This is a genomic window from Lacinutrix chionoecetis, from assembly GCF_053604665.1.
This window is the reverse complement of sequence record NZ_JBSHNQ010000060.1, coordinates 19614-42354: the sequence shown is the minus strand read 5'-3', so window position 1 is coordinate 42354 and position 22741 is coordinate 19614. Positions and strand designations below refer to the sequence as shown.

Annotated in this window: 19 protein-coding genes, 1 pseudogene and 1 CRISPR repeat array; of the genes and pseudogenes, 10 read left to right on the top strand and 10 right to left on the bottom strand. The window is 31.9% G+C overall.

Translation table 11 applies throughout. From position 1 onward, the window contains the following. The first annotated feature begins 26 nt into the window (after positions 1–26). The 5 genes from ACVC43_RS01745 (at position 27) to ACVC43_RS01725 (ending at position 5897) form a co-directional block, all read left to right on the top strand. A complete protein-coding gene (locus ACVC43_RS01745) occupies positions 27–2066 on the top strand; it encodes a hypothetical protein (protein WP_452222857.1) in 2040 nt (679 codons plus the stop codon). 181 nt (positions 2067–2247) lie between these two features. Continuing rightward, positions 2248–2721 (top strand): hypothetical protein, encoded by a 474-nt coding sequence (locus tag ACVC43_RS01740; protein ID WP_452222856.1) that lies wholly within the window; start codon positions 2248–2250, stop codon positions 2719–2721. A 168-nt stretch (positions 2722–2889) separates the two neighbouring features. Beyond that, positions 2890–4218 (top strand): signal recognition particle protein, encoded by a 1329-nt coding sequence (gene ffh / locus ACVC43_RS01735; RefSeq protein ID WP_452222855.1) that lies wholly within the window; start codon positions 2890–2892, stop codon positions 4216–4218. 55 nt (positions 4219–4273) lie between these two features. Further along, positions 4274–5152 carry a bifunctional 5,10-methylenetetrahydrofolate dehydrogenase/5,10-methenyltetrahydrofolate cyclohydrolase gene (locus ACVC43_RS01730; protein ID WP_452222854.1) on the top strand — a complete coding sequence of 293 codons (879 nt, stop codon included), beginning with the start codon at positions 4274–4276 and terminating at the stop codon, positions 5150–5152. A gap of 25 nt (positions 5153–5177) precedes the next feature. After that, positions 5178–5897, top strand: a complete 720-nt coding sequence (locus ACVC43_RS01725) for a YwaF family protein (protein ID WP_452222853.1) — start codon at positions 5178–5180, stop codon at positions 5895–5897. Here ACVC43_RS01725 and ACVC43_RS01720 read toward each other — a convergent pair. From ACVC43_RS01720 to ACVC43_RS01685, 8 genes are all read right to left on the bottom strand, one after another. Continuing rightward, positions 5890–6312: a VOC family protein gene (locus ACVC43_RS01720; RefSeq protein ID WP_452222852.1), complete on the bottom strand. Its 423-nt coding sequence runs from the start codon at positions 6310–6312 to the stop codon at positions 5890–5892. The genes ACVC43_RS01725 and ACVC43_RS01720 overlap by 8 nt on opposite strands. Before the next feature lie 6 nt (positions 6313–6318). Then, entirely contained in the window at positions 6319–6504 is a 186-nt protein-coding gene (locus ACVC43_RS01715) for a hypothetical protein (protein WP_452222851.1), read from the bottom strand. A gap of 90 nt (positions 6505–6594) precedes the next feature. After that, positions 6595–7377, bottom strand: a complete 783-nt coding sequence (gene rluF, locus ACVC43_RS01710; protein ID WP_452222850.1) for a 23S rRNA pseudouridine(2604) synthase RluF — start codon at positions 7375–7377, stop codon at positions 6595–6597. A 16-nt stretch (positions 7378–7393) separates the two neighbouring features. After that, entirely contained in the window at positions 7394–8221 is an 828-nt protein-coding gene (locus ACVC43_RS01705; RefSeq protein WP_452222849.1) for an alpha/beta fold hydrolase, read from the bottom strand. Continuing rightward, positions 8222–8593: a cupin domain-containing protein gene (locus ACVC43_RS01700; protein WP_452222848.1), complete on the bottom strand. Its 372-nt coding sequence runs from the start codon at positions 8591–8593 to the stop codon at positions 8222–8224. It lies immediately after the preceding gene. 5 nt (positions 8594–8598) lie between these two features. After that, a complete protein-coding gene (locus ACVC43_RS01695; RefSeq protein WP_452222847.1) occupies positions 8599–9573 on the bottom strand; it encodes a YitT family protein in 975 nt (324 codons plus the stop codon). A gap of 67 nt (positions 9574–9640) precedes the next feature. Next, the gene (locus tag ACVC43_RS01690) at positions 9641–10192 is read right to left on the bottom strand and encodes a hypothetical protein (RefSeq protein WP_452222846.1); all 552 of its coding nucleotides are present in this window, start codon (positions 10190–10192) and stop codon (positions 9641–9643) included. A 103-nt stretch (positions 10193–10295) separates the two neighbouring features. Further along, entirely contained in the window at positions 10296–11828 is a 1533-nt protein-coding gene (locus ACVC43_RS01685; protein ID WP_452222845.1) for a helicase HerA-like domain-containing protein, read from the bottom strand. 128 nt (positions 11829–11956) lie between these two features. On the opposite strand from ACVC43_RS01685, the gene ACVC43_RS01680 reads away from it, so the two are divergent. Continuing rightward, positions 11957–12586, top strand: a complete 630-nt coding sequence (locus tag ACVC43_RS01680) for a 7-carboxy-7-deazaguanine synthase QueE (RefSeq protein WP_452222844.1) — start codon at positions 11957–11959, stop codon at positions 12584–12586. Positions 12587–12645: 59 nt separating this feature from the next. Here ACVC43_RS01680 and ACVC43_RS01675 read toward each other — a convergent pair whose 3' ends face one another. Then, positions 12646–13191, bottom strand: a complete 546-nt coding sequence (locus ACVC43_RS01675) for a DUF2911 domain-containing protein (protein WP_452222843.1) — start codon at positions 13189–13191, stop codon at positions 12646–12648. Positions 13192–13447: 256 nt separating this feature from the next. Between ACVC43_RS01675 and asnB (ACVC43_RS01670) the strand changes: the two genes are divergently transcribed. The 4 genes and pseudogenes from asnB (ACVC43_RS01670) to asnB (ACVC43_RS01655) all read left to right on the top strand — a co-directional run. Further along, positions 13448–15121 carry an asparagine synthase B gene (gene asnB, locus ACVC43_RS01670; RefSeq protein WP_452222842.1) on the top strand — a complete coding sequence of 558 codons (1674 nt, stop codon included), beginning with the start codon at positions 13448–13450 and terminating at the stop codon, positions 15119–15121. A 161-nt stretch (positions 15122–15282) separates the two neighbouring features. Continuing rightward, positions 15283–18879, top strand: a complete 3597-nt coding sequence (locus ACVC43_RS01665) for a hypothetical protein (RefSeq protein ID WP_452222841.1) — start codon at positions 15283–15285, stop codon at positions 18877–18879. Next, on the top strand, positions 18872–19507 hold the full coding sequence (csx27, locus tag ACVC43_RS01660; protein ID WP_452222840.1) for a type VI-B CRISPR accessory protein Csx27: 636 nt from the start codon (positions 18872–18874) through the stop codon (positions 19505–19507). Before ACVC43_RS01665 ends, csx27 begins: the two co-directional genes overlap by 8 nt. An 82-nt stretch (positions 19508–19589) precedes the next feature. After that, positions 19590–20543: direct repeats of the CRISPR family, unit length 36 nt; unit sequence GTTGTAATTGCCCTTATTTTGAAGGGTAAACACAAC. 195 nt (positions 20544–20738) lie between these two features. Then, positions 20739–20930: pseudogene (gene asnB, locus ACVC43_RS01655) on the top strand (asparagine synthase B); the annotation flags it as partial. Positions 20931–20981: 51 nt separating this feature from the next. Here the strand turns inward: asnB (ACVC43_RS01655) and ACVC43_RS01650 are convergent. After that, complete coding sequence (locus ACVC43_RS01650) at positions 20982–22493, bottom strand: ATP-binding protein (protein WP_452222839.1); 1512 nt, start codon at positions 22491–22493, stop codon at positions 20982–20984. Positions 22494–22741 lie beyond the last annotated feature (248 nt).

The window sequence follows — 22741 nt, the reverse complement described above, 5'->3', positions numbered from 1 at the left end:
AAAATAAGCCCAAAAAACCAATAATTATGAATATTCAATCAACAAAACTTTTTTGCAAAAAAATCCTTTTACTAATCGTTGTGTTTTGCTCTGCATTAGCCTGCCAGAATGAAAATTCAGATATTACACCTCCCAATAATCAAGACATTATCATTCAAGATTCAGCCTTGGGAAATGCCCTTGTTAATTTGGCGACTTTAGATGGGTCTTTAGATAACGTTATAGATAATGCAAATTGTATCTTAGTTAATTTACCAGTTACGGTGATGATAAATGGCGTTGAATTTACAATCGATAGCATTGAGGATTACGAAGTAATTGAAGCTATTTTTAATGAATTTGATACAGATAATGACGATATAGAAATAGTGTTTCCAATAGTTATAACTTTAAACGATTATACACAAGTTGACATTGCCAATTATACAGAATTAGAGAGTTTTATCGAGCAATGTTCTGGCGAAAATGAAGACGATGATGATATAGAATGTATCGATTTTCAATACCCAATATCATTTTCAATCTACGATGCTAATTTTCAACTCACCGAAACTGTAGTTATAAATAATGATGAAGCGCTTTATAATTTTATAGCAAATTTATCAGGTGGCGTTTTGGCCAGTTTAAACTTTCCGGTAACTATGATTTTAAGCGATGGTTCTACAGTAGTGGTTAACAATAACGAAGAATTGGAAATCATAATTGCTGAGGCAGCAGACGATTGCGATGAAGATGATGATAACGATTGGGATGACGATAATTATGACTGCACGGAAGATAATATTGTGTCTAACTTGTTAGAATGCTATTGGGTTATTGTGGCGTATAATGGAAATGACACCTTTATTCAATATGATATTGAATTTCATGCAAATGGAGCTTTCGAAATGCACGAAGGATCTGCAACTTCTGCAATTGGTGGTGCCTGGGAAATGTCTGTAAGCAATGATGGGTTACCAGAATTGGTTATCACGCAACTCACAGCGTTTCAACAAGATTTAATAGGATCTTGGGTAATTATCGATTGCGATGCCGATAGACTGGAGCTGGTAAACGGAAATAACACCATGGTTATGGAACAGGATTGTAACCCGAATGAAAATCCTTTTACGTGTTTTGAAAGTTTTGATGCTGAAATTGTTGTATGCGACGACAATGGCGACGGTTTTGGAGTATTTGATTTAAATACAGTTTTTGCTAATTGTGAAACCTCTTCATTAACTATAACTTTTCATGAAACGCTTGTAGATGCTCAGGTAAATGTAAATGTATTGTTATCACCTTATAACAATATCATTGTATCGCAACAAACGATTTTTGCTAGAGTAGAAATGCTATCTACTGGCAATTTTGAAATTTTTGAAGTAGATTTAATCGTCGAAAACTGTAACCCTTCAGGATGTACAGAAAGTGATGTAGATGTGTATTTAGTAGAATGCATCTGGAATGTTGTTAATTACAATGGCAGTAACGATTTAATTACTTACGATTTAGATTTCGACGCTAACGGAACACTTTTAATCACAGGAAACGGACAGGCGATTTCGTCAACATGGTCTACAAGCCAAACAAGCGATGGTGTTTGGGTAGAATTTACAGGTGTAAACGGTCCAAATATTCAAGCCATTTCTGGAAACTGGTTAATTGTAGAGTGTGAATCGGACCGACTGCAAATGGATCAAGGAAGTAATACCATGGTTATCGAGCAAGATTGCACAAGTAATAATACCTGTACAGAAGGAGATGTAGATGGAATTCTGCAAGAATGTGAATGGACAATTACAAGCTATGCTGGTGATACAGGTTTTAATATTTTCAACATTAATTTTACAAGTCTAACAAATGCAATAATTTATACGCCAAATAGTACAGAAGATTATACTATGAACTGGTCAACCGTAGGAAACGGAAATCAAGTTACCATTACGTTCTCTAATATTTCTGGTGGAAATGTGCAAGTTTTAAATGGAGACTATATTGTTGTGGAATGCACTGCAGATCAATTGATTTTGCATGATGTAAATAACAGTAATAATGAGTTAGTTTTAGATAAAGATTGTAATTAATGTAAAGCACAGGTAATGCCATAATTACCTTTTTTAGTTGGTTATTTAATTGGAAAGAGTCGTCAATTTTGATGACTCTTTTTTTTAAAATGGCACAATATAAAGTGTTAAAAATTAGTTATTTAATAAAGTTTTTTTTGAAAAAATATTAACTTATAACCAAACACATAAAACTTATATTATGAAAACAAATTTTAAAATAAGTATTCTGGTATTAATGTTTTCACTGGTGCTTTCAGCCTGTTCATCAGATGATGATGCTCCAAATAATTCAAACAATAATGCCGCACAAATACAAGCCATAGTAACAGCAATGCAGGAAGGTAACTGGGTTATTACTTATTTTTTCGATACAGATCAAGAAGAAACAAGTAATTTTACTAATTACACTTTTTTGTTTTCAGGCGACAATCAATTAGTTGCTACAAGTGAAACGGCAACCGTTACCGGAAGTTGGTCCGTAACAAATAGTAGCAACTCTTCAAGCAGTAGTGACGATGATATAGACTTTAATATTGTTTTTGCCACCCCTCCTAACTTTGAAGAACTGTCAGATGATTGGGATATCGTTTCCCATTCAGCAACAAAAATAGAACTTATAGATGTTAGTGGTGGTAATGGAGGAACAGATTACCTTACTTTCGAAAAGTTATAGTTTTATATTACCATTCAATTTTTAAAAGGTTACTAATTTTAGTAGCCTTTTTTTGCAGAATTATTTGTTAACTTCACTTCGTTAATACACTTCAAATTCATAAATTTGCGACTCAAAATAATGAGTAAGACTGCCAACTGCAGACTGAAATACTGAATACCGAACAATATGTTTAATAATTTAAGTGAAAAGTTAGATAAAGCGCTACACGTACTAAAAGGCCACGGAAGCATTACAGAAGTTAATGTTGCCGAAACCTTAAAAGAAGTACGCCGTGCACTTTTAGATGCCGATGTTAACTTTAAAATAGCTAAAGATTTTACTAACAGAGTAAAAGAAAAAGCCTTAGGGTCTAACGTATTAACAACGTTACAGCCAGGACAATTAATGGTTAAAATCGTTAAAGACGAGTTAACCGAATTAATGGGTGGTGATGCCGAGGGTTTAAACCTTTCGGGAGCACCAACTGTAATTTTAATGTCTGGTTTACAAGGTTCTGGTAAAACCACGTTCTCTGGAAAATTAGCGAATTTTCTTAAAACCAAAAAAACAAAGAAACCGTTATTAGTTGCCTGTGATGTTTACAGACCAGCAGCGGTAGACCAATTACACGTGGTTGGAGATCAAATCAAGGTAGACGTCTACAGCGATAAAGGCAATAATGACCCAGTTGCAATTGCGCAAGCTGGTATTGCACATGCCAAAGAAAATGGGCATAATGTGGTTATTATAGATACAGCAGGTCGTTTAGCGGTTGATGAGGCCATGATGACCGAAATTTCTAACATCCATAAAGCCATCCAACCACAAGAGACACTATTTGTTGTGGATTCTATGACTGGACAGGATGCGGTAAATACTGCAAAAGCCTTTAACGATGTATTAAATTTTGATGGTGTAATTCTTACCAAATTAGATGGTGATACGCGTGGTGGAGCAGCCATCTCTATTAAATCTGTAGTAAACAAACCAATTAAATTTATTGGTACAGGTGAAAAGATGGAAGCTATTGACATTTTCTATCCTTCTCGTATGGCAGATCGTATTCTTGGAATGGGTGATGTTGTTTCATTGGTAGAAAGAGCGCAAGAGCAGTTTGATGAGCAGGAAGCAAGAAAACTTCAAAAGAAAATAGCTAAAAACCAATTCGGGTTTGATGATTTCTTAAAACAAATTCAGCAAATTAAGAAAATGGGTAATATGAAAGATCTTGTAGGCATGATTCCTGGTGCAGGAAAAATGATGAAAGATGTAGATATCGACGACGATGCCTTCAAACATATTGAAGCAATCATTCATTCTATGACGGTTCAGGAAAGAACAAATCCTTCAGTAATAAATGCAAGCCGTAAAAAACGAATAGGAAAAGGTTCTGGAACATCTGTACAGCAAGTAAATCAATTGCTAAAACAATTCGACCAAATGAGCAAAATGATGAAGATGATGCAAGGTGGAAAAGGAAAAGCAATGATGAATGCTATGAAAAACATGAGGTAACTCATGTTTTTTTATTTATAATAAAAAAAATTTATCCAACTAAACGATTACAACAATGACTATACTTGACGGGAAAAAAGTAAGCAACGATATTAAAAATGAAATCAAAGCTGAAGTTGATAAAATGAAAGCTAATGGTGAAAAAGTACCTCATTTAGCTGCTGTTATTGTTGGAAATGATGGTGCAAGTTTAACATATGTTGGTAGTAAAGTTCGTGCTTGTGAGCGTGTAGGTTTTGAATCTACAATGGTACGCTTATCTAACACAACCAGTGAGGTTGAGTTGTTAGATAAAATTGAAGAATTAAATAACAACGACGATATTGACGGCTTCATTATTCAATTACCATTACCACAACAAATTGATACGCAAAAAGTACTAATGGCAGTGCATCCAGATAAAGATGTGGATGGTTTTCACCCAATGAATTTTGGAAAAATGGCATTAGATATGTCAACTTTTATTCCTGCAACTCCATTTGGAATTTTAGAACTTTTAGATCGTTACAATGTCTCTACAAAAGGTAAGCATACGGTTGTTATTGGTCGTTCGCATATTGTTGGAAGGCCAATGAGTATTTTAATGGGTAGAAAAGGATTTCCAGGAAACTCTACAGTTACGTTAACACATAGTCATACAAAAAATATTACTCAAATTACCAGTCAGGCAGATATTATAATTTCAGCATTAGGCGTGCCAAATTTCTTAAAAGCCGAAATGGTAAAGGACGATGCCGTTATAATTGATGTTGGTATTACAAGAGTTCCGGACGAGTCGCATCCTAAAGGCTACATTATCACTGGAGATGTGGATTTCGAAAACGTAAGCAAAAAAGCAAGTTTTATTACTCCAGTTCCTGGAGGAGTAGGACCAATGACCATTGCAATGTTGCTTAAAAACACTCTGTTAGCAAGAGAACGCCATAGAATGTAATATGTTACAATTTGTATATTGTAACGTGATATTATTCAATTTAAGTTTTACAGGTTCAGTAGAAATAGGAAGCATTCAACATATTATTCCTATGTTGTTAGCTATTGTTTTTGCAATACTTTTAATTCAGTTTTCTAAAAATAAACTGAGTGAAACACAGCAAAAGAACGTATTTAAAGGTTTAGGCTTTTTTGTTTCGCTTACTGTCTTAGCATTTCATATTAACCTTTTTTTAAAGGGAAATTATAGTATAGTTACAGATTTGCCATTGTTTCTATGTAGTTTTATGGCGCTTTTTATTTTTATTTTTACAAGTACAATAAAATATTGGTTATATGAAATTTTACTATTCTGGATAGTTGCAGGAACAAGCCAGGCGGTTATTACGCCAGATATTCCTTTTGGGTTCCCAACTTTCGATTACTTTAGATATTGGATTGCACATTTAGGGCTTTTGGTCATTATTTTTTATGCGACCTTTGTATTTAACATGCGACCAACCTGGAAAAGTGTTTTTAAATCGTTTATAGCCTTACAACTGTATATGGTTATATTATTTACAATCAACTACCTGCTGGGAGCCAATTATTCTTATTTAAACCAAAAGCCAAATTCAGCTTCTTTATTAGATTATTTAGGAGAGTGGCCTAACTACATTATAGTAGTTGAGTTATTTTTAATTCCTTATTTTTTTATTATTTACCTGCCGTTTTTTGTTGCTGAGAAAGTAAAAAAAACTATTTAGCAAATAGTTGATTAAGATCTTTAAAAGCTTTAAACTCTAAAGCATTTCCAGCAGGATCTTTAAAAAACATCGTGGCTTGTTCTCCCACAAGACCTTCAAAACGAATGTAGGGCTCGATGATGAACTTAATGTTTTTCTGTTTTAAATCTTCTGCGAAAGCGTGAAACGTTTCCCAAGGTAGCACCACGCCATAGTGCGGTACTGGTACGTGTTTTCCATCTACTGTATTAGTGGTGTCTTCTACTTTAGATTTTTCTTTATAATGAATAACTAATTGGTGACCAAAAAAATTAAAGTCTACCCAATGCTCACTACTTCTGCCTTCCTCACAATTTAAAACGTCTTTATAAAAAACACGACATTCCTGTAGGTTATGTACAGGAATGGCAATGTGAAAAGGTGAAATTTTTGTCACGTTCTTTTATTCTGCAGGTTTATCTTTTCTGTATTTAAGCATCGACACGCCAGCAAGAAAAAAGATGACGCCTAAAATTGTTAATGCGTAAGGACTTAAAGCTACAATATCGGTACCAAAGATGCCAAGTACACCTAAAATAAGTGCAATCATTCCTCCAATGGTAAGTACTAAAGATAATATCTTTATCATAATATGTGTGGTTTTGTTAGTGTTTGTAAAGTATGAAAATATAAATAATATTTCAAAAAAATGCTCAAATAGTTAAATTGAATTGTCAATTTACTCTTTTCTTCTATTTATAGTATGAATTTTTTTAGCTTCAGTTTTCTGTTTGTAATGTTTGTCAGAATCTTCCAAAAGCATATTTAGAGTCTTTAATTCTTCAGCAGTAAACTCACGGTATTCGCCAACAGGAACATCAAGTTTTATATTCATAATTCGCGTACGCTTAAGTGATGTTACTTCGTAAGTAAGGTATTCGCACATACGGCGAATTTGCCTGTTTAAACCTTGCGTTAAAATAATACTAAACGAGTGAGCATCTATTTTTCGGACTGTACATTTTTTAGTGGTTTTATCTAAATCTTCTAAATAAATCCCTCCAGCCATGCGTTTAATAAAGGTTTGAGAAATTGGTTTATCTACAGTAACTATGTATTCTTTTTCGTGATTGTTACTGGCACGAAGTATTTTATTTACAATATCACCATCGTCTGTTAGGAAAATTAAACCTTCACTTGGCTTATCTAATCGGCCAATAGGAAAAATACGCTTTGGGTATTTAATGTAATCGATAATATTGTCTTTTTCTACACGAGTATCAGTAGTACAAACAATACCAACAGGTTTGTTAAAGGCGAGATATACAAAATCTGCTTTACGTTCTGTTATCGATTTTCCATCCACTTCAACCACATCGTTTTCGGTCACTTTAGTGCCTAATTCTGGCACTACACCATTTATGGTTACACGTCCGGCATCAATTAATCTATCGGCTTCGCGACGTGAGCAATAGCCAGCTTCGCTAAGGTATTTATTAAGTCTGGTTAATTTTTCTTCCATACGGTAAAGTTACAATTTAAGTTTGGATGAAATCAATTACATGTTTATTTACCACGTTATTACGTAAACCATGACCGTAACCTTTGGTAGATATAAATTCCACATTTTTATGATTCTTAGCAATCATTTCCGCATCATTAAACGGAATGATTTTGTCTTCAATATCATGAATAATTAAAGTCTTAGTGTTAATCGTCTTAGCAAAATTTGCCAAAGAAAAATGAGAGGGTGCTTTATTAAATCGCTCTACTACTAAATTATTAAGTCCGTTTTCAACACGTTTATTATAACCCATCATATCTACATAGCGTTTAAACACACCTGTAAATTCTGAAGGCGCACCCAATAAAATCAATTTTTCTAAATTTTTATTTTGATAGGTGTGTTGGTAAAATCCCGTAGACATACCTCCAACCGAGTGGCCAATAATAATTTGAGGTTTAAAATGTTTTGCTGCAACGTGAATACATTCTGAATATAATACGGCATTAAATTGTTTACCACTTGATCCACCATGAGCAGGAGCATCGATAGATACAATGTTGTAATCTAATGTTTTAAGCTGAAGAATTAATGCTTCCCAACGGTGTGTGTTACTCTCCCAGCCATGAGCAAGCAAAATTGTTTTGCCTTTACCTTTCCATTGGTAGGTAGAAATTTGAAGATCTTTATATTTTAAATGATGCGTTTCTGCTGAATCTAAAAATGTTTTCTGATTCTCTAATATGCGTCCTTTTCTTGGTGTGGCGAATAAGTCTAATGCTTTTCTTGAAGCATATCGTGGTGAAATATAGCTCATTGTATTTACCAGACCACCTATTATTTTTACAATTGTATTTGCCATTTATTCGTCCTCCCTGTTTACTAAGTCCATAGAAAAAGCGGGTGTGCATATTGCTAAATATTCGCAAGCAACTGTAAATGGATTTGAGTATTGCACGCGTGTATTTTTTTCTATTTTAATAGATTGTCCAGCCTCTAAAACAAGTTCCTCACCTTCGATTATAAATTGCTTTTTGCCTTTAATTATATACGTGTATTCATCAAATTCCGGAGTTTGAAATGGTTCACTCCAGCCAGCAGGCGCAACCATGTGAGCTATGCTAATGTTTTTATTACCATCTGTGGCTCTCCCAAAGTGTTCTTCTATTAGTTTGCCATCTGTAGTTGGTACTACGAACGGGCTGTTTTGTATTTTGTATTTTTTGTTTCCCATAAATATTATTTAAGCGGTTTTTTCTTAATCATGCCACCTTTTAAATCTTTTACAATGCCCATAATAATAAAAGCCTTTTCATCTATTTTATCAATTTCGGTATGTAATTTAGCAAGTTCCAATCTTGTAACAACGGTATAAATAATATCCTTGTCGTAGCTTTTTCCAGACGTACCATAACCACCTTTTCCAGCATAAATAGTACAAGCACGACCAAGCTTGTTAGTTATCATGTGTTGTAAAGCTTCATGATGCTGAGAAATTATGGTAACACCAACGTACTCTTCTACACCATCTACTACAAAATCTATTGTTTTTGCAGCGGCTAAATATGTTAAAATCGCGTACAGCGCGATTTCAATAGAAAGGGTATAAGCTCCAACCGAGAATATAATAATGTTAATTAAAAGTAGAACATCACCAATGGTTAAAGATAGTTTTCTACTTAAGTAAATAGCTAAAACTTCGGTGCCGTCTATTACACTGCCACCTCGCATGGCCATGCCAATTCCTAAACCTAAAAAGAAACCGCCAAAAATTGAGATGAGTAACTTGTCGTCTGTTATTGTTGGGTAATCTACAAAATGCACTACAACAGCTAAAAAAGCAATGGCAACAATGCTTTTAAGTGCAAATTTTTTGCCTATAGTTTGTGTAGCTAAAATAAGAAAGGGAATATTTACTAATAACAATAAAATCCCAAGAGATAACGATGTAATGTTTTGTAATAATAATGAAATACCGGTTGCGCCTCCATCTATAAAATTGTTTGGTAATAAAAAGCCATTTAAACCAAAACCAGCAGAAAAAACTCCTATTGTTATAAATATAAATTCTTTAATAGCATGGCTTATCTCAACCTTAAGGTTTTTAAGTACAGGAGCTATCTGCGCAGAAGTGACAGGTGCTTTTTTTAACTGTTTTGCTTCAATTCTCTTTCGAGCAATGTCTACTAAAAATTTAGAAAAAAGTGGATTCATTGCTTGCTGTTATTGGGTTTAAATAGAGAAACTTAATTGTTAATAATAGGTAATTGTAAAAATAAGATTACCAACCAACCATAAAATACTTAATTTTTGCAGTATCTGGAATGTTTGCTTCTTCAATTTTTTTAGATATATCGAAACGTAATTCTCCAGGTAAATCGTCTTTGCTTATTGTAAAAAAGGTATTGTTTTCGTTTACAAAGATAACTGCATTTCTAAGCGTATTTTCTATACTTGAAATTTTATGACTTGCCTTTAAGTCACCAAATGTACTAAGTGTATTTATGCCTTTACTGGTTTTATAACGACTATCTAAAATCTTTACTGTGCTAATGGTTGCAGTAGAATCTAAAGCCTCTTTAGGCGATAATTCTAATAGTTTTTTTCCGCCTTTTTCAAAAATTTGAATGTCGTTTATATTGCCTAAAAACTCATCGCCAGCGATATTTTTAACTATAGAATCTTTGGCATAAATTGTTTCCAATTCTTTAACTTGTGTGGAATCGGTTAATAAACCAACATTGTGTTTTGAAACTAAAAAAGGATCAACTTCATTTTTACAAGCTGTTACAGATAAAGTAACAGCTATAATTGGGATAATTATTTTTTTCATACATATTTCCCGAGAAAGCGGGAATCTTATAATTATTATTATTATTATTTCTTTTTAGGGATAAGTGAGCGCTGAAAACTGAGACTGCCACTGAACACTTTTTTCACATTACTTTCTTTAAAATCCCAAACACACTACGTATAAAAGTAGCACTTGTTAATACTTTAACGATTGGGTTTTGCGCTGTGCTGCGTCTTCTTGTGGTTGTTCGGCTTGCTGCTTTTTTAGCTTTTGCAGCAGCTTTTTCTTCTTTGGCTTCAGCTTTTATTTTAGCTTCTTCTGCTTTGTCAATTTTTTTATTAAGCATTTCGTAAGCACTTTCTCTATCTATTTCTTCGTTGTATTTTAATACTAATTTAGAATCGTCTAGTAGCGTTTGAAGCTCGTTTTCGGTTAAAATATCCATTCTACTCATTGGAGCACGCATCATGGTTGCGGCCAAAGGTGTTGGGCGTCCTTTTTCGTCTAAAGCAGAAACCAAGGCTTCACCAGTTCCTAAGGAAGTTAAAATATCTGCAGTGTCATAATATGCAGTATCTGGATAATTTTGTGCAGCCAATTTAATAGCTTTTCTGTCTTTTGCAGTAAATGCACGTAAGGCATGTTGGATTTTTAAACCTAACTGACTTAGTACGCCTTCAGGTACATCGGTTGGATTTTGTGTTACAAAATATAAACCTACACCTTTACTACGAATTAGTTTTACTATGCTTTCAATCTGGTTTAATAATGCTTTCGAAGCTTCGTTAAAAATTAAATGTGCTTCGTCTATAAACATCACCAATTCTGGTTTTCCAGAATCGCCTTGTTCTGGTAATGTTTCATAAATTTCGGCTAATAGACTTAACATAAACGTAGAAAAAAGCTTCGGTTTATCTTGAATATCTGTTAAACGAATGATATTAATATAACCACGAGAATCGCGTGTTGTTCTTAGTAAATCTTCAACTTCAAAACTTTTTTCGCCAAAAAATAAATCGCCACCTTGTTGCTCTATTTCTACAACTTTACGCAAAATAGCACCTGTTGAGGCAGTCGAAATTCTTCCATATTCATCTTCAAATTCGGCTTTACCTTCTTTTGTGCAGTATTGTAATATTTTTTTAAAATCTTTTAAATCTAAAAGCGGTAGTTTGTTATCGTCACAGTATTTAAAAATAACGGCAACCACACCAGATTGTGTTTCGGTTAAATCTAAAATTCTTGATAATAAAACAGGACCAAATTCTATAACGGTTGCACGTAATCGTACGCCATCTTGTTCAGAAAGACTCATGATTTCCACAGGAAAACCTTTGGCTTCAAAATCTAAACCAATAGCAGCATGACGTTCGTCTATTTTAGCATGTCCAGGACTTGGTTGCGCCAAACCGCTTAAATCACCTTTTATATCCATTAATAAAACAGGAATACCTTTATCGCTTAAATTTTCGGCTAAAACTTGAAGGGTTTTTGTTTTTCCTGTTCCGGTTGCTCCTGCAATTAAACCGTGACGATTCATGGTTTTTAAAGGAATTTTTACAAAAGCATCCTTAATTGTTTCACCATCTAACATAGCCGAACCTAAAGTTATAAACTCGCCTTTAGTGGTGTTTCCATCTGTAATATGCTTAAAGAATTCGTCTTTTCTACTCATAATTGGTTTGTTTGCTGTAAAAATAGTAATCTTAGCCGAATTGACTGAATAATCTTTCAGAATTTAATAAGTAAAAACTTCTAATTCCTAACTAAAAGCTTCAAACTTAATTTCTATCTTTGCAAGCTATGACGCAAGAAGTTCAGGAATTAGTAAATAAAGGGAAAATGTTGCCTTTAATGGAAGAGTTTTATACCATTCAAGGCGAAGGTTTCCATAAAGGGACAGCTGCTTATTTTGTAAGAATTGGCGGTTGTGATGTTGGTTGCCATTGGTGTGATGTAAAGGAAAGTTGGATAGCGCAATTGCATCCACCAACAGAAACCGAAAAAATTGTAGCCAATGCTAAAAAGTATAGTAAAACTATTGTTGTAACTGGTGGCGAACCATTAACTTGGGACATGACCGAGTTGACAAAGCAATTGAAAGCGGAAGGTATGAGTATTCATATTGAAACGTCTGGAGCTTATGAGTTAACTGGTATATGGGATTGGATTTGTTTGTCACCTAAGAAAATGAAACTCCCTACACAAGGTGTTTACGATAAAGCAAATGAGTTAAAATGCATTATCTATAATAAAGACGATTTTCGCTTTGCGGAAGAGCAAGCTTTAAAAGTAAATGCGGATTGTATATTATATCTTCAGCCAGAATGGAGTAAACGCGAAACTATGATTCCGTTAATTGTTGATTACGTTATGGCGAACCCGAAATGGAAAGTCTCTTTACAAACGCACAAGTATTTAAATATACCTTAATAAAAAAGCCTTCAGAATTTCTGAAGGCTTTTTTATTTGTGATTTGATGTTGTTTCTAATTACTTAGTAAAAGGAACGGCAACTCTAACTTTGTCCCAACCTAAGTGCATATGCACACCATCATCAGATTTTTCAAAAGTGATAGAAAAAGCTTCCAAAGAGTCTTCGCCCATTGTTGCAGGAACAGTAATTCTTGCAACATCATTTGTTTTGTCGTAAGAATAGCTTCCCCAAACATTAAGGTCATTACTTAAAATAACGGTCCATTCTTTTTCTCCAGGAATGGTAAATAATGAATAAGTGCCAGCTTTAATAGTGGTATCTCCTAATTTCATATCAACATAAAATGTAATTTCTGCAGCTTCATTAGCTCCAGTTCTCCAAACTTTTCCATTTGGTGCTAATTTGTCTAAACTACGTCCTTTAAGTTGTGGACGACTGTAAATAACCTTTACAAGTTTATTGGATTCTTTATAGCTGGTAGGAAAAGACGCAGCATCTAATGGGCTTTTGTCTAATGGTGCGAAATCTTGAGCAGTTACATTAAACGATAAAAACATCATAAATGCGAAAGCAATAGAAGTAATAAGTTTTGATTTTTTCATAATTGTTTGATTTTTAGTGTCTGTTAAAAATACTCTTTATTAGTCTTAAGTATTTCTTAAAAGTCGGTTTAAGATGTTAAACTTTACATTTATAATGATTTGATTTAAATGCTTAAAATAATATTTCAATTAAATATTAAAATAGCTTAAAAAGTATTAATTTGTAATCAATTATTAGTTTAATGTTTTAATTATGAAACATAAAGTTAATATTTGCTTCATAAATAATAATAAAAGAATTTAAAATATATAAGTTATGTGTGGAATTGTATGTGCTTTCGACCTCAAACAAAAATCTGAAGATTTAAGACCTCAAGTTTTAGAAATGTCTAAAACCATTCGTCATCGTGGACCAGACTGGTCTGGTATATATAGCGACGACAAAGCCATTTTGGCGCACGAGCGTCTGGCCATTGTAGATCCTGCTTCTGGAAAACAACCGTTATTTAGCCCAGATAAAAAATTAATATTAGCTGCGAATGGCGAAATATACAATCACAGAGCCATTAGAAAGCAGTTTGAAGGCAAGTACGATTTTCAGACGCAAAGTGACTGCGAAGTTATTTTAGCGTTATACCAAGAAAAGGGAGTGGATTTTGTCGACGATATGAACGGCATTTTTGGTTTCGCTATTTACGATACAGAAAAAGATGAATACTTTATTGCACGTGACCATATGGGAATCATTCCATTATACATTGGTTGGGATCAAAATGGAACATTTTATGTTGCTTCAGAATTAAAAGCCTTAGAAGGTGTTTGTACTAAAATTGAATTGTTTCCTCCTGGACATTATATGTCGAGTAAAGATGGGAAGTTTGTAAAATGGTACAAAAGAGACTGGAGTGATTATGAAGCAGTAAAAGATAACGAAACCAGTATTGCAGAAATAAAAGAAGCTTTAGAGGCTGCAGTTCACAGACAGTTAATGAGCGACGTCCCATACGGTGTGTTACTTTCTGGAGGATTAGACAGTTCTGTTACGTCTGCAATTGCAAAAAAATACGCGCAAAAACGTATTGAAAGTGACGATGAAAAAGATGCTTGGTATCCGCAATTACACAGTTTTTCGGTAGGATTAGAAGGTTCACCAGATTTAGCTGCGGCGCAAAAAGTAGCAGACCATATTGGTACAGTACATCACGAAATTAAATTTACCATTCAAGAAGGTTTAGATGCTATAAAAGATGTAATTTATAACATTGAAACTTACGATATAACAACCATTCGCTCTTCTACGCCAATGTATTTAATGGCAAGAGTTATAAAATCTATGGGTATTAAAATGGTGCTGTCTGGTGAAGGAGCAGACGAAATTTTTGGAGGCTATTTATACTTTCATAAAGCACCAAATGCTAAAGAGTTTCATGATGAAACTGTACGTAAATTAGACAAATTACACATGTACGATTGCCTAAGAGCAAACAAAAGTTTAGCGGCTTGGGGAATTGAAGGTCGTGTGCCGTTTTTAGATAAAGAATTTATGGATGTGGCAATGCGCATTAACCCTCAGGACAAAATGATTAATGGAGAACGCATGGAAAAATGGGTGATTAGAAAGGCATTTGAAGATATGTTGCCAGAAAGCGTTGCGTGGAGACAAAAAGAGCAATTTAGTGATGGTGTTGGTTACAGCTGGATAGATACACTTAAAGAAGTGGTTGATGCAGCAGTAACAGATGAGCAAATGGCAAATGCAAAATTTAGGTTCCCAATACAAACACCAAACAATAAAGAAGAATTTTATTACCGCTCAATTTTTGAAGAACATTTTCCAAGTGATGCAGCGGCTAAAAGTGTACCACAAGAAGCAAGTGTGGCTTGTAGCACTGCTATTGCTTTAGAATGGGATGAAGCGTTTAAAAACATGAACGAGCCTTCTGGTCGTGCAATAGCCAATGTGCACGATAAGGCGTATGTAAAAGCTTAATCGCTATCTTTTTTATTAAATATTAGTAGCTTCAAAACCTCGCTTGTGCGAGGTTTTTTGTATTTAAGTGTGTTTATGTATTGTGTCAAGTGTTCACAATTTGTAAATATTTTATTATCAAGTTATTAGTTTTTTTAATAAAATACTTTAATCTTTATCTTATGGAAAATGTAAAAAACACAGAACATAGTTTGTCTGCTTTTTTCAGGCACTTTGATAATGCAGGAATTGTTGGTCCAATTTCAGAAAAAGCCGTTAAAAATTTAGAACTAAAAAGAAATAATAAAATAAATAGAATGCAACGCATTCATTATTTTGCAATTGGTCATGCATTTAAACAGATTGATGTAAAAACAATTTTTCAATTTGAGTTTAATGAAAATGAGAAAGATGAGGTGCCAACTAAGTTTCTCAATCTACAATCTGATAATTTTCTTTTTGAAGAAAAATTATACTATCTAGTTAGAAACATTAGAAATCTAAATAGTCATTATGCACATACTTTTGATAAACTTGAAGTAGAAGAAAGAATAGATAATAGCATTCTTGATTTTTTGAAAGAAAGTTTTGAGTTGGCTGTTTTGCAAATGCATATAAAAGAAAAAGGAGCGTTACCTAATGATGATTATGAATTGACGAGTTTTCTAAAAAGAATGTTTTTCCAAAAAAAGAAAAATAGTGATAATGATGATAATGAAAGAAAAGAGAAAAATAAAAAATGGAATTTATATGTTGATAGCTTAAAAAGTAAACAAGAGGTTATCGATGCTGTTTTATTTATAAAGATTAATAGCGAATTCTTTTGGGAAATAAATAACGAAGTTGAAGTTTTAAAAATAAAAGCAGGAACCTATCTATCTTTTGATGCTTGTTTGTTTCTAATTTCAATGTTCTTGTATAAAAATGAAGCAAATTCTTTAATTTCTAAAATACAAGGTTATAAGAGGTCTAATAATGATAAAATGAGAAGCAAAAGAGAATTGATTTCCTTTTTTGCAAAAAAATTCTCCAGTCAAGATGTAGATTCTAATGAAACTCATTTAGTAAAGTTTAGAGACATTATACACTATTTAAATCATTATCCTATAACTTGGAACAAAGATTTAAAATTAGAAACTGAAAATAAAAATCCAAAAATGACAAAGGTATTAATAGACCGTATTGTTACAATGGAAATTTATAGAACCTATCCAGATTATGCAGATAAAGCTGACTTTGGTGAATTTGTAAAAAAATATTTATTTTCTAATAGTAATAAAATTCAGAAAAACTATGTGATGAATAAGCTTAGTGATACTGAAAGAGAATATTACGAAGAAATAACACAAGACCCACACATTAAAATTTTTAAAGAAGATATTGAAAATGCTGTAAAACCTATTCGATATAATAGTAGAGAGAATGCCTTTAAAATATTTATAAAACAGTATGTTTTAAAAACCTTTTTTCCTAATAAAAGAGGTTATGAAAGGTTTGCAGAACATAAATATAAATTTAATCGTAAAACAGAAAAAACAGAAGATGTTGAAAAAGATTTTTGGTCAAAACTTTTTATCAACCCAAAAACGGAAACTTTAAAAAAACGAATTATTCAAAATTCGTTAATTGAATCTTATGGAAGAAACCAAGACAGATTCATGAATTTTGCAATGCGATTTTTAGCCGAAAAAAACTATTTTGGTAAAAGTGTAAAGTTTAATTCGTATCAGTTTTATAATAACTTGGAACAGGAAGCATTTATTGAAGAGTTAAAAGCAAATAAATTAAATATAGACCATGCCGAATTAAAAAAGAAAATTGATAAATTAAAATACCACAATGGTAAATTAGTTCATTTTACTACTTATAATAATCATTTAGAAAATTATCCTGAATGGGATATGCCATTTGTAAACCAAAACAATGCTATTTCAATTAAAATTTCAATAGGTAAAGTTGAAAAGAAAATACCTATTCAAAGAAGTTTAATGGTTTATTTTTTAGAAGATGCGCTTTATAGTAAAAATCCAGATGGTAAAGGATTGATTCTAAATTATTATCATGATAGCTATTTAAAAGATTTTATTAAATCTAACAATACATTAGTTACTAATAAAAAAATAACAGTAGAGGAAAAAAGAGATTTTAAAAAGCTGTTGCCAAGAAGATTGTTAAACCAATATTTGCCAGCTATACAAAATAATTTACCTGATAAAACAGTATTAGAAAAGTTATTAATTGAAGCTGAAAAAAAGGAAAATAATTATAATAAATTAATTGAGAAAACTAAAAACATAGAATTCAAGATTAATCAAGCATATACAGATGAGAAATCAACATTATTAGATGATTTAAAAAAACGAAACAAAGGTAAACGCTTTAAATTACAATTTATACGTAAAGCATGCCATTTAATGTACTTTAAAGGCACTTACGAAGCACAAGTTGCAGATGGTAAGCATCACAAACGATTCCATATAACAAAGAACGAATTTAATGATTTTTGCAAATGGATGTATGCTTTTGAAGGTGAAGATAATTACAAACGCTATTTAAACGAACTTTTTGAGCGTAAAGGTTTTTATTTAGACGCTAATTTTAAAAAATTGTTTGAGAGAAGCTCATCTATAGATAACATGTTTTACAAAGTTAAAGAAGCCTATAAAACGTGGTTAGAGAGTAGTGATGCAAAAAAGGAAAGAAAAAATAATTATAAAATTGATAGCGATAAAAACCTGTTTATAATTAACACAAACATGTTTTATATAAATGTTTCTCATTTCATAAAATTTTTAGAATCTACAAACAAGATAACAAGAGATGTAAAAAATAGAATAATTTATAATAGTTTAGAAAACGAAACTTATCTAATTAAAGAATATTATTATAAAAAACAATTAGACAAAAGTGAATACAAAGAATGTGGTAAACTATATAACAAATTAAAAAGCAATAAATTAGAAGATGCGTTGTTATTTGAAATTGCACTTAACTATATGGTTAATAAAGATGTAATTAGTAAAAACAATGTAGATAATATGCTTTTACAAAATTTAATATTCAATATTAAAAACAGAATAGAGGTCGGTTCTTACCAAATAACGGTGCCTTTTAATAAACTAGATAATTATGTAGAATTTGTAACTCAGAAAAAAGCACAAGAAGACAGTGTTTATAATACAAGCTTTTTAGGAGACCTTCAAGCGTATTTAAAACTGAATCAAATAAAAGGAAAAATAGGAGGTAAAACGGTTTTAATAGGCGATTTACAATTTGCAGATTTAAATACAATTAACAACCATGTTATTAAGGAAGCTTTAAACTTTGCCAAAATGTTAATGGCTATTGAAGAGTATTTTATACAAAAAGATAACATGCAAATAAAAGAAGGTCACTATAATATTGATAGTAAAGATATTCCGTCGTTACAAAATATTGCAAAACAATGGAAAATTTGGAGTGACATAACAAAAGAAGACGAGAAACCTGAAATAGATTTTAGAAATCAGGTATATCATTTTAGTTTGCCGTTAGAAAAAAAATTAATGCAAATATTAAAAGAAGTAGAAAAGCAATTTATTAAAACAGAAATACCAAATACTATAAGTAGTTTCCAGCAATTAACACAAGCTCAAAAAAACACTTGCAAAGTATTTATGTCTATTTTACACAATGCTATTTGTTATCCATATCGAGCAAAAAACGATAAAACAGACAAATATGCAAACGCAAAAAACATATATTTTAATAGAATTATAAGGACAAATAAAAATGGATAAATTTTCACTTTACGACTTTATGTCGTTTTTTATGCCAGGCGTTTTAGCCTTATATATTGGGTTTCATTTTATACCAAAGCAATGGGTTGTTTTTAATACCATATCAGAATTTGTAAGTGGCTTAATGTTTACTTTACTCGCAATAGTAATTGGCTTAATAATACATAGAATAACCAATTTTTTATTATACGACATTGAGGCGAAATGGTTTACAGCTTTAGTGCGTAAACCCATAGATAAAATAGCAATAGATGATGTAAAATACATAAAACCAAATTTTGATAACATCATGCAAAATTATAACCGTAAAAACCTAAGTGGTATAGAAATGTTTAGCGAAGCTTATTTTTTTTTAGAATACCAAGATAAAATTTCAACTGTAAAAAGCTTTCAAAGCATGCATTTTTTTTTAAGAAATATAATTATTATCCAATTAATATCCATGCCATTTTTTATAGCCTTTTTAATAGCAGATTATCAATTTAAAATAGCGTTAGAAATGTTAGTGCTAACAATATTAACTTTTCCATTAGTATTATGGACATCTAGGTTTTTTAGAAAAAAAATGGTAGAGCGCGTATTTAACACTTTTTACGTAGCAATGAAATATAAAAATAATAAGGAATAACAAAAAACATAAAACATTTGGTGGTTTTTGCTTGCAAATAACTGCTTTTACGCCTTTAAAATCAAGGACTTACAATAGTGTTGTTGTAATTGCCCTTATTTTGAAGGGTAAACACAACGCTGTTTGCCTTGCTGCTTGTCTTACTATAGTTGTAATTGCCCTTATTTTGAAGGGTAAACACAACAAGTGTTATAAAACAAAATTCTAAGACAAAGTTGTAATTGCCCTTATTTTGAAGGGTAAACACAACACAGTTAGCATCATAACTAACACTACGAATGTTGTAATTGCCCTTATTTTGAAGGGTAAACACAACACCAGCTACTATTGCTGTAGCGGGACTTTGGTTGTAATTGCCCTTATTTTGAAGGGTAAACACAACTTCTACATTTAGCAGTATTTCGAAAGGCTTGTTGTAATTGCCCTTATTTTGAAGGGTAAACACAACCTATTAGTAACGCCTAAAAATTCGTAATAGTTGTAATTGCCCTTATTTTGAAGGGTAAACACAACTATTGAACAACCGTTGCCGTGAAATTCACCGTTGTAATTGCCCTTATTTTGAAGGGTAAACACAACAAGATTTATCAGTAGTTGTTATTATTTGTTATAATTGCCCTTATTTTGAAGGGTAAACACAACATTCCAAAAGAAGGCTCTACGACATTTGATGTTGTAATTGCCCTTATTTTGAAGGGTAAACACAACTTCGTTGTAATCTTCTTTTGTTATTAGGTGTTGTAATTGCCCTTATTCTGAAGGGTAAACACAACATTTTTTAGATTTTTTAGCGATTTGTTTGTGTTGTAATTGCCCTTATTTTGAAGGGTAAACACAACCTTCTACGAAAACGTAGTAATTAAATTGTAGTTGTAATTCCCCTTATTTTGAAGGGTTAACACCACACACAAACATTCGTATGAGGTGACGCTTTGTTGTAATTGCCCTTATTTTTTTGGGTAAACACAACCGTTAGAGGTCAATGTTCAAGCATTGTAAAGTTGTAACTGCCCTTATTTTTTTGGGTAAACACAACCATTAAAAAACAATGCTATTAGTATTTTTTATAAGAAGTATTTAAAAATAGTAATGGTATTAAAACATCAAAATCTCGCTTCTGCGAGATTTTGATGTTTATAAATTTTTTAATAGAATAAAAAATTCAATTTAAAGCACTTTTTTATGCCTCAAATAATAGAGAGATTATAAATAATATATAAGCATGAACTAAAACAAAGAAGAGTTTTATTACCGCTCAATTTTTGAAAGCCATTTTCCAAGTGATGCCGCTGCAAAGAGCGTACCTCAGGAAGCAAGTGTCGCTTGTAGCACTGCTATTGCTTTAGAATGGGATGAAGCGTTTAAAAACATGAATGAGCCTTCTGGTCGTGCAATAGCCAATGTACACGATAAGGCGTATTAAATACGTAAAAATTAATAGCAAAAAAAAGCCCAGTTTTAACTGGGCTTTTTTTTAGTTTAAATTCATATTTGTTAAAACGGGATCTGGTGTAAGATGCTCTATTCTATCTATGATTCTAAAAAGTTTTGTTTTGTCTAAAGGTTTAGAAATGCAATCTATAAAGCCTGCATCGTAAACCTCACTGTTAATTTCTGCAGAAGAATAAGCCGTGTGTGCAATTATTGGTAGATAAGGTCTAAATCCCTTTATTATTTTCCGTGCTTCAAAACCACCCATTTTAGGCATTTTAAGATCCATAATTACTAATTGAATGTTGTTGTTATCTCTACAGATATTTACAGCTTCCTCACCATTTTTAGCTCTTATAACCGTATATTTTCTTATACTCATAACACGATTAATAAGCATAAAGTTAATATCATTATCTTCAGCAATTAAAATAGTTAAGGGCTTCACTTTGTCTACAGTATTTAAAGCAATCTCTGTTTTTGGAGCTACTGGTAAACCGTTAAGTTTTAATGGAATAGTAAAGGTGAAAGTAGTTCCTTGGTTTTCTATAGATTTTAACCAAATTTTACCACCTAACATTTCTATGTAGGCCTTTGAAATGGCAAGTCCCAATCCTAAGCCACTTAAATTAATGGTTTTATCGTTTTGTATACGGTTAAACCTGTTAAAAATATTTTTTGAATCCTCTTTGGTCATTCCAATACCAGTATCTTTTATATAAAATTGAAGAGCATTATCGTCTGGATTTATTTTATACCCAAAATTAACAGCGCCTTTCTCGGTATATTTTACAGCATTGTTAACTAAGTTAACCACAACTTGTCTAAGTTTAGTCTCGTCGCTAATAAACTGATACACCACAGGGTGTTTTGGTTGGTCTAAGAATATTCTTAAAGGCTTATCTTTAGGTATGGTTATTTCTACCGTCCTTTTAATATCGTTTAATACACCATCAAGATTAAAAGCACTATAGTTAGGTTTAATTTGGTTGGTGTCTATTTTAGACATTTCAATTAAATCGTCGATAATGGAGACTAAATTTTTTCCACTACGAGTAATAACGGTAATATATTCCTGTTTTTCGGAGTCAGATAATTGTTGTGTACTTAATATATCTGAAAACCCAAGAATAGCATTCATAGGAGTCCTAATTTCATGAGATATATTAGTTAAAAACGAGGTTTTTAAAACTTCACTTTCTTCTGCTTTTTCTTTAGCTTTTTTTAGTTCTTCCTTTTGTCTGTTATTACTAATAAATAAATCGGCTATATGAGAAAACTCGGTTGAAGTATCTTGAAGTTTGCTTATGGCATCTTTATCATTTTTTTCAAGAATTTTTGTTATTAACCGTAACGGTTCGCTAACCAGTTTTCTAAAGTTGTAAACATAGATGCTAAGCAGAGCAAGTAGGCTAATACTATTAATAGCCACAATTGCTGTAGGGTTGTTATTAAATATAAAGAAAGAGGAGAAAAATAATGCGAAATATAATAAGCCTGTTATAGAGATAAAAGCTGTGACATTCCTATAAGTGGTTGAAAAATAATATTTCATAGGTTTAGAATAGTAGTTTGGGGAAACAAATTTAAAAAATTAAATTACAAAGCATCAGTTTGTTATAATTTTTTTTGTGAAAAAAAAACAACTCAGAAATAATATTATTTCAGATCAAAAATGACCACTTTTATTTAAAAATTAGTGAAATAAAAAAACGCATATAGCGCTTCTAAGAAGTTTTTAAATTTTAATGATTTCAAAACAGTTGTAATAACATCAAAATTAAGTTTAAGACCCTTTTCAAG

Bases quoted from the DNA above. Each gene is read 5' to 3' on its own strand.
- ACVC43_RS01745 (WP_452222857.1), top strand. From the start codon at position 27: ATGAATATTCAATCAACAAAACTTTTTTGCAAAAAAATCCTTTTACTA.
- ACVC43_RS01740 (WP_452222856.1), top strand. From the start codon at position 2,248: ATGAAAACAAATTTTAAAATAAGTATTCTGGTATTAATGTTTTCACTG.
- ffh (WP_452222855.1), top strand. From the start codon at position 2,890: ATGTTTAATAATTTAAGTGAAAAGTTAGATAAAGCGCTACACGTACTA.
- ACVC43_RS01730 (WP_452222854.1), top strand. From the start codon at position 4,274: ATGACTATACTTGACGGGAAAAAAGTAAGCAACGATATTAAAAATGAA.
- ACVC43_RS01715 (WP_452222851.1), bottom strand. From the start codon at position 6,504: ATGATAAAGATATTATCTTTAGTACTTACCATTGGAGGAATGATTGCA.
- rluF (WP_452222850.1), bottom strand. From the start codon at position 7,377: ATGGAAGAAAAATTAACCAGACTTAATAAATACCTTAGCGAAGCTGGC.
- ACVC43_RS01705 (WP_452222849.1), bottom strand. From the start codon at position 8,221: ATGGCAAATACAATTGTAAAAATAATAGGTGGTCTGGTAAATACAATG.
- ACVC43_RS01700 (WP_452222848.1), bottom strand. From the start codon at position 8,593: ATGGGAAACAAAAAATACAAAATACAAAACAGCCCGTTCGTAGTACCA.
- ACVC43_RS01695 (WP_452222847.1), bottom strand. From the start codon at position 9,573: ATGAATCCACTTTTTTCTAAATTTTTAGTAGACATTGCTCGAAAGAGA.
- ACVC43_RS01690 (WP_452222846.1), bottom strand. From the start codon at position 10,192: ATGAAAAAAATAATTATCCCAATTATAGCTGTTACTTTATCTGTAACA.
- ACVC43_RS01685 (WP_452222845.1), bottom strand. From the start codon at position 11,828: ATGAGTAGAAAAGACGAATTCTTTAAGCATATTACAGATGGAAACACC.
- ACVC43_RS01680 (WP_452222844.1), top strand. From the start codon at position 11,957: ATGACGCAAGAAGTTCAGGAATTAGTAAATAAAGGGAAAATGTTGCCT.
- ACVC43_RS01675 (WP_452222843.1), bottom strand. From the start codon at position 13,191: ATGAAAAAATCAAAACTTATTACTTCTATTGCTTTCGCATTTATGATG.
- asnB (WP_452222842.1), top strand. From the start codon at position 13,448: ATGTGTGGAATTGTATGTGCTTTCGACCTCAAACAAAAATCTGAAGAT.
- ACVC43_RS01665 (WP_452222841.1), top strand. From the start codon at position 15,283: ATGGAAAATGTAAAAAACACAGAACATAGTTTGTCTGCTTTTTTCAGG.
- csx27 (WP_452222840.1), top strand. From the start codon at position 18,872: ATGGATAAATTTTCACTTTACGACTTTATGTCGTTTTTTATGCCAGGC.
- ACVC43_RS01650 (WP_452222839.1), bottom strand. From the start codon at position 22,493: ATGAAATATTATTTTTCAACCACTTATAGGAATGTCACAGCTTTTATC.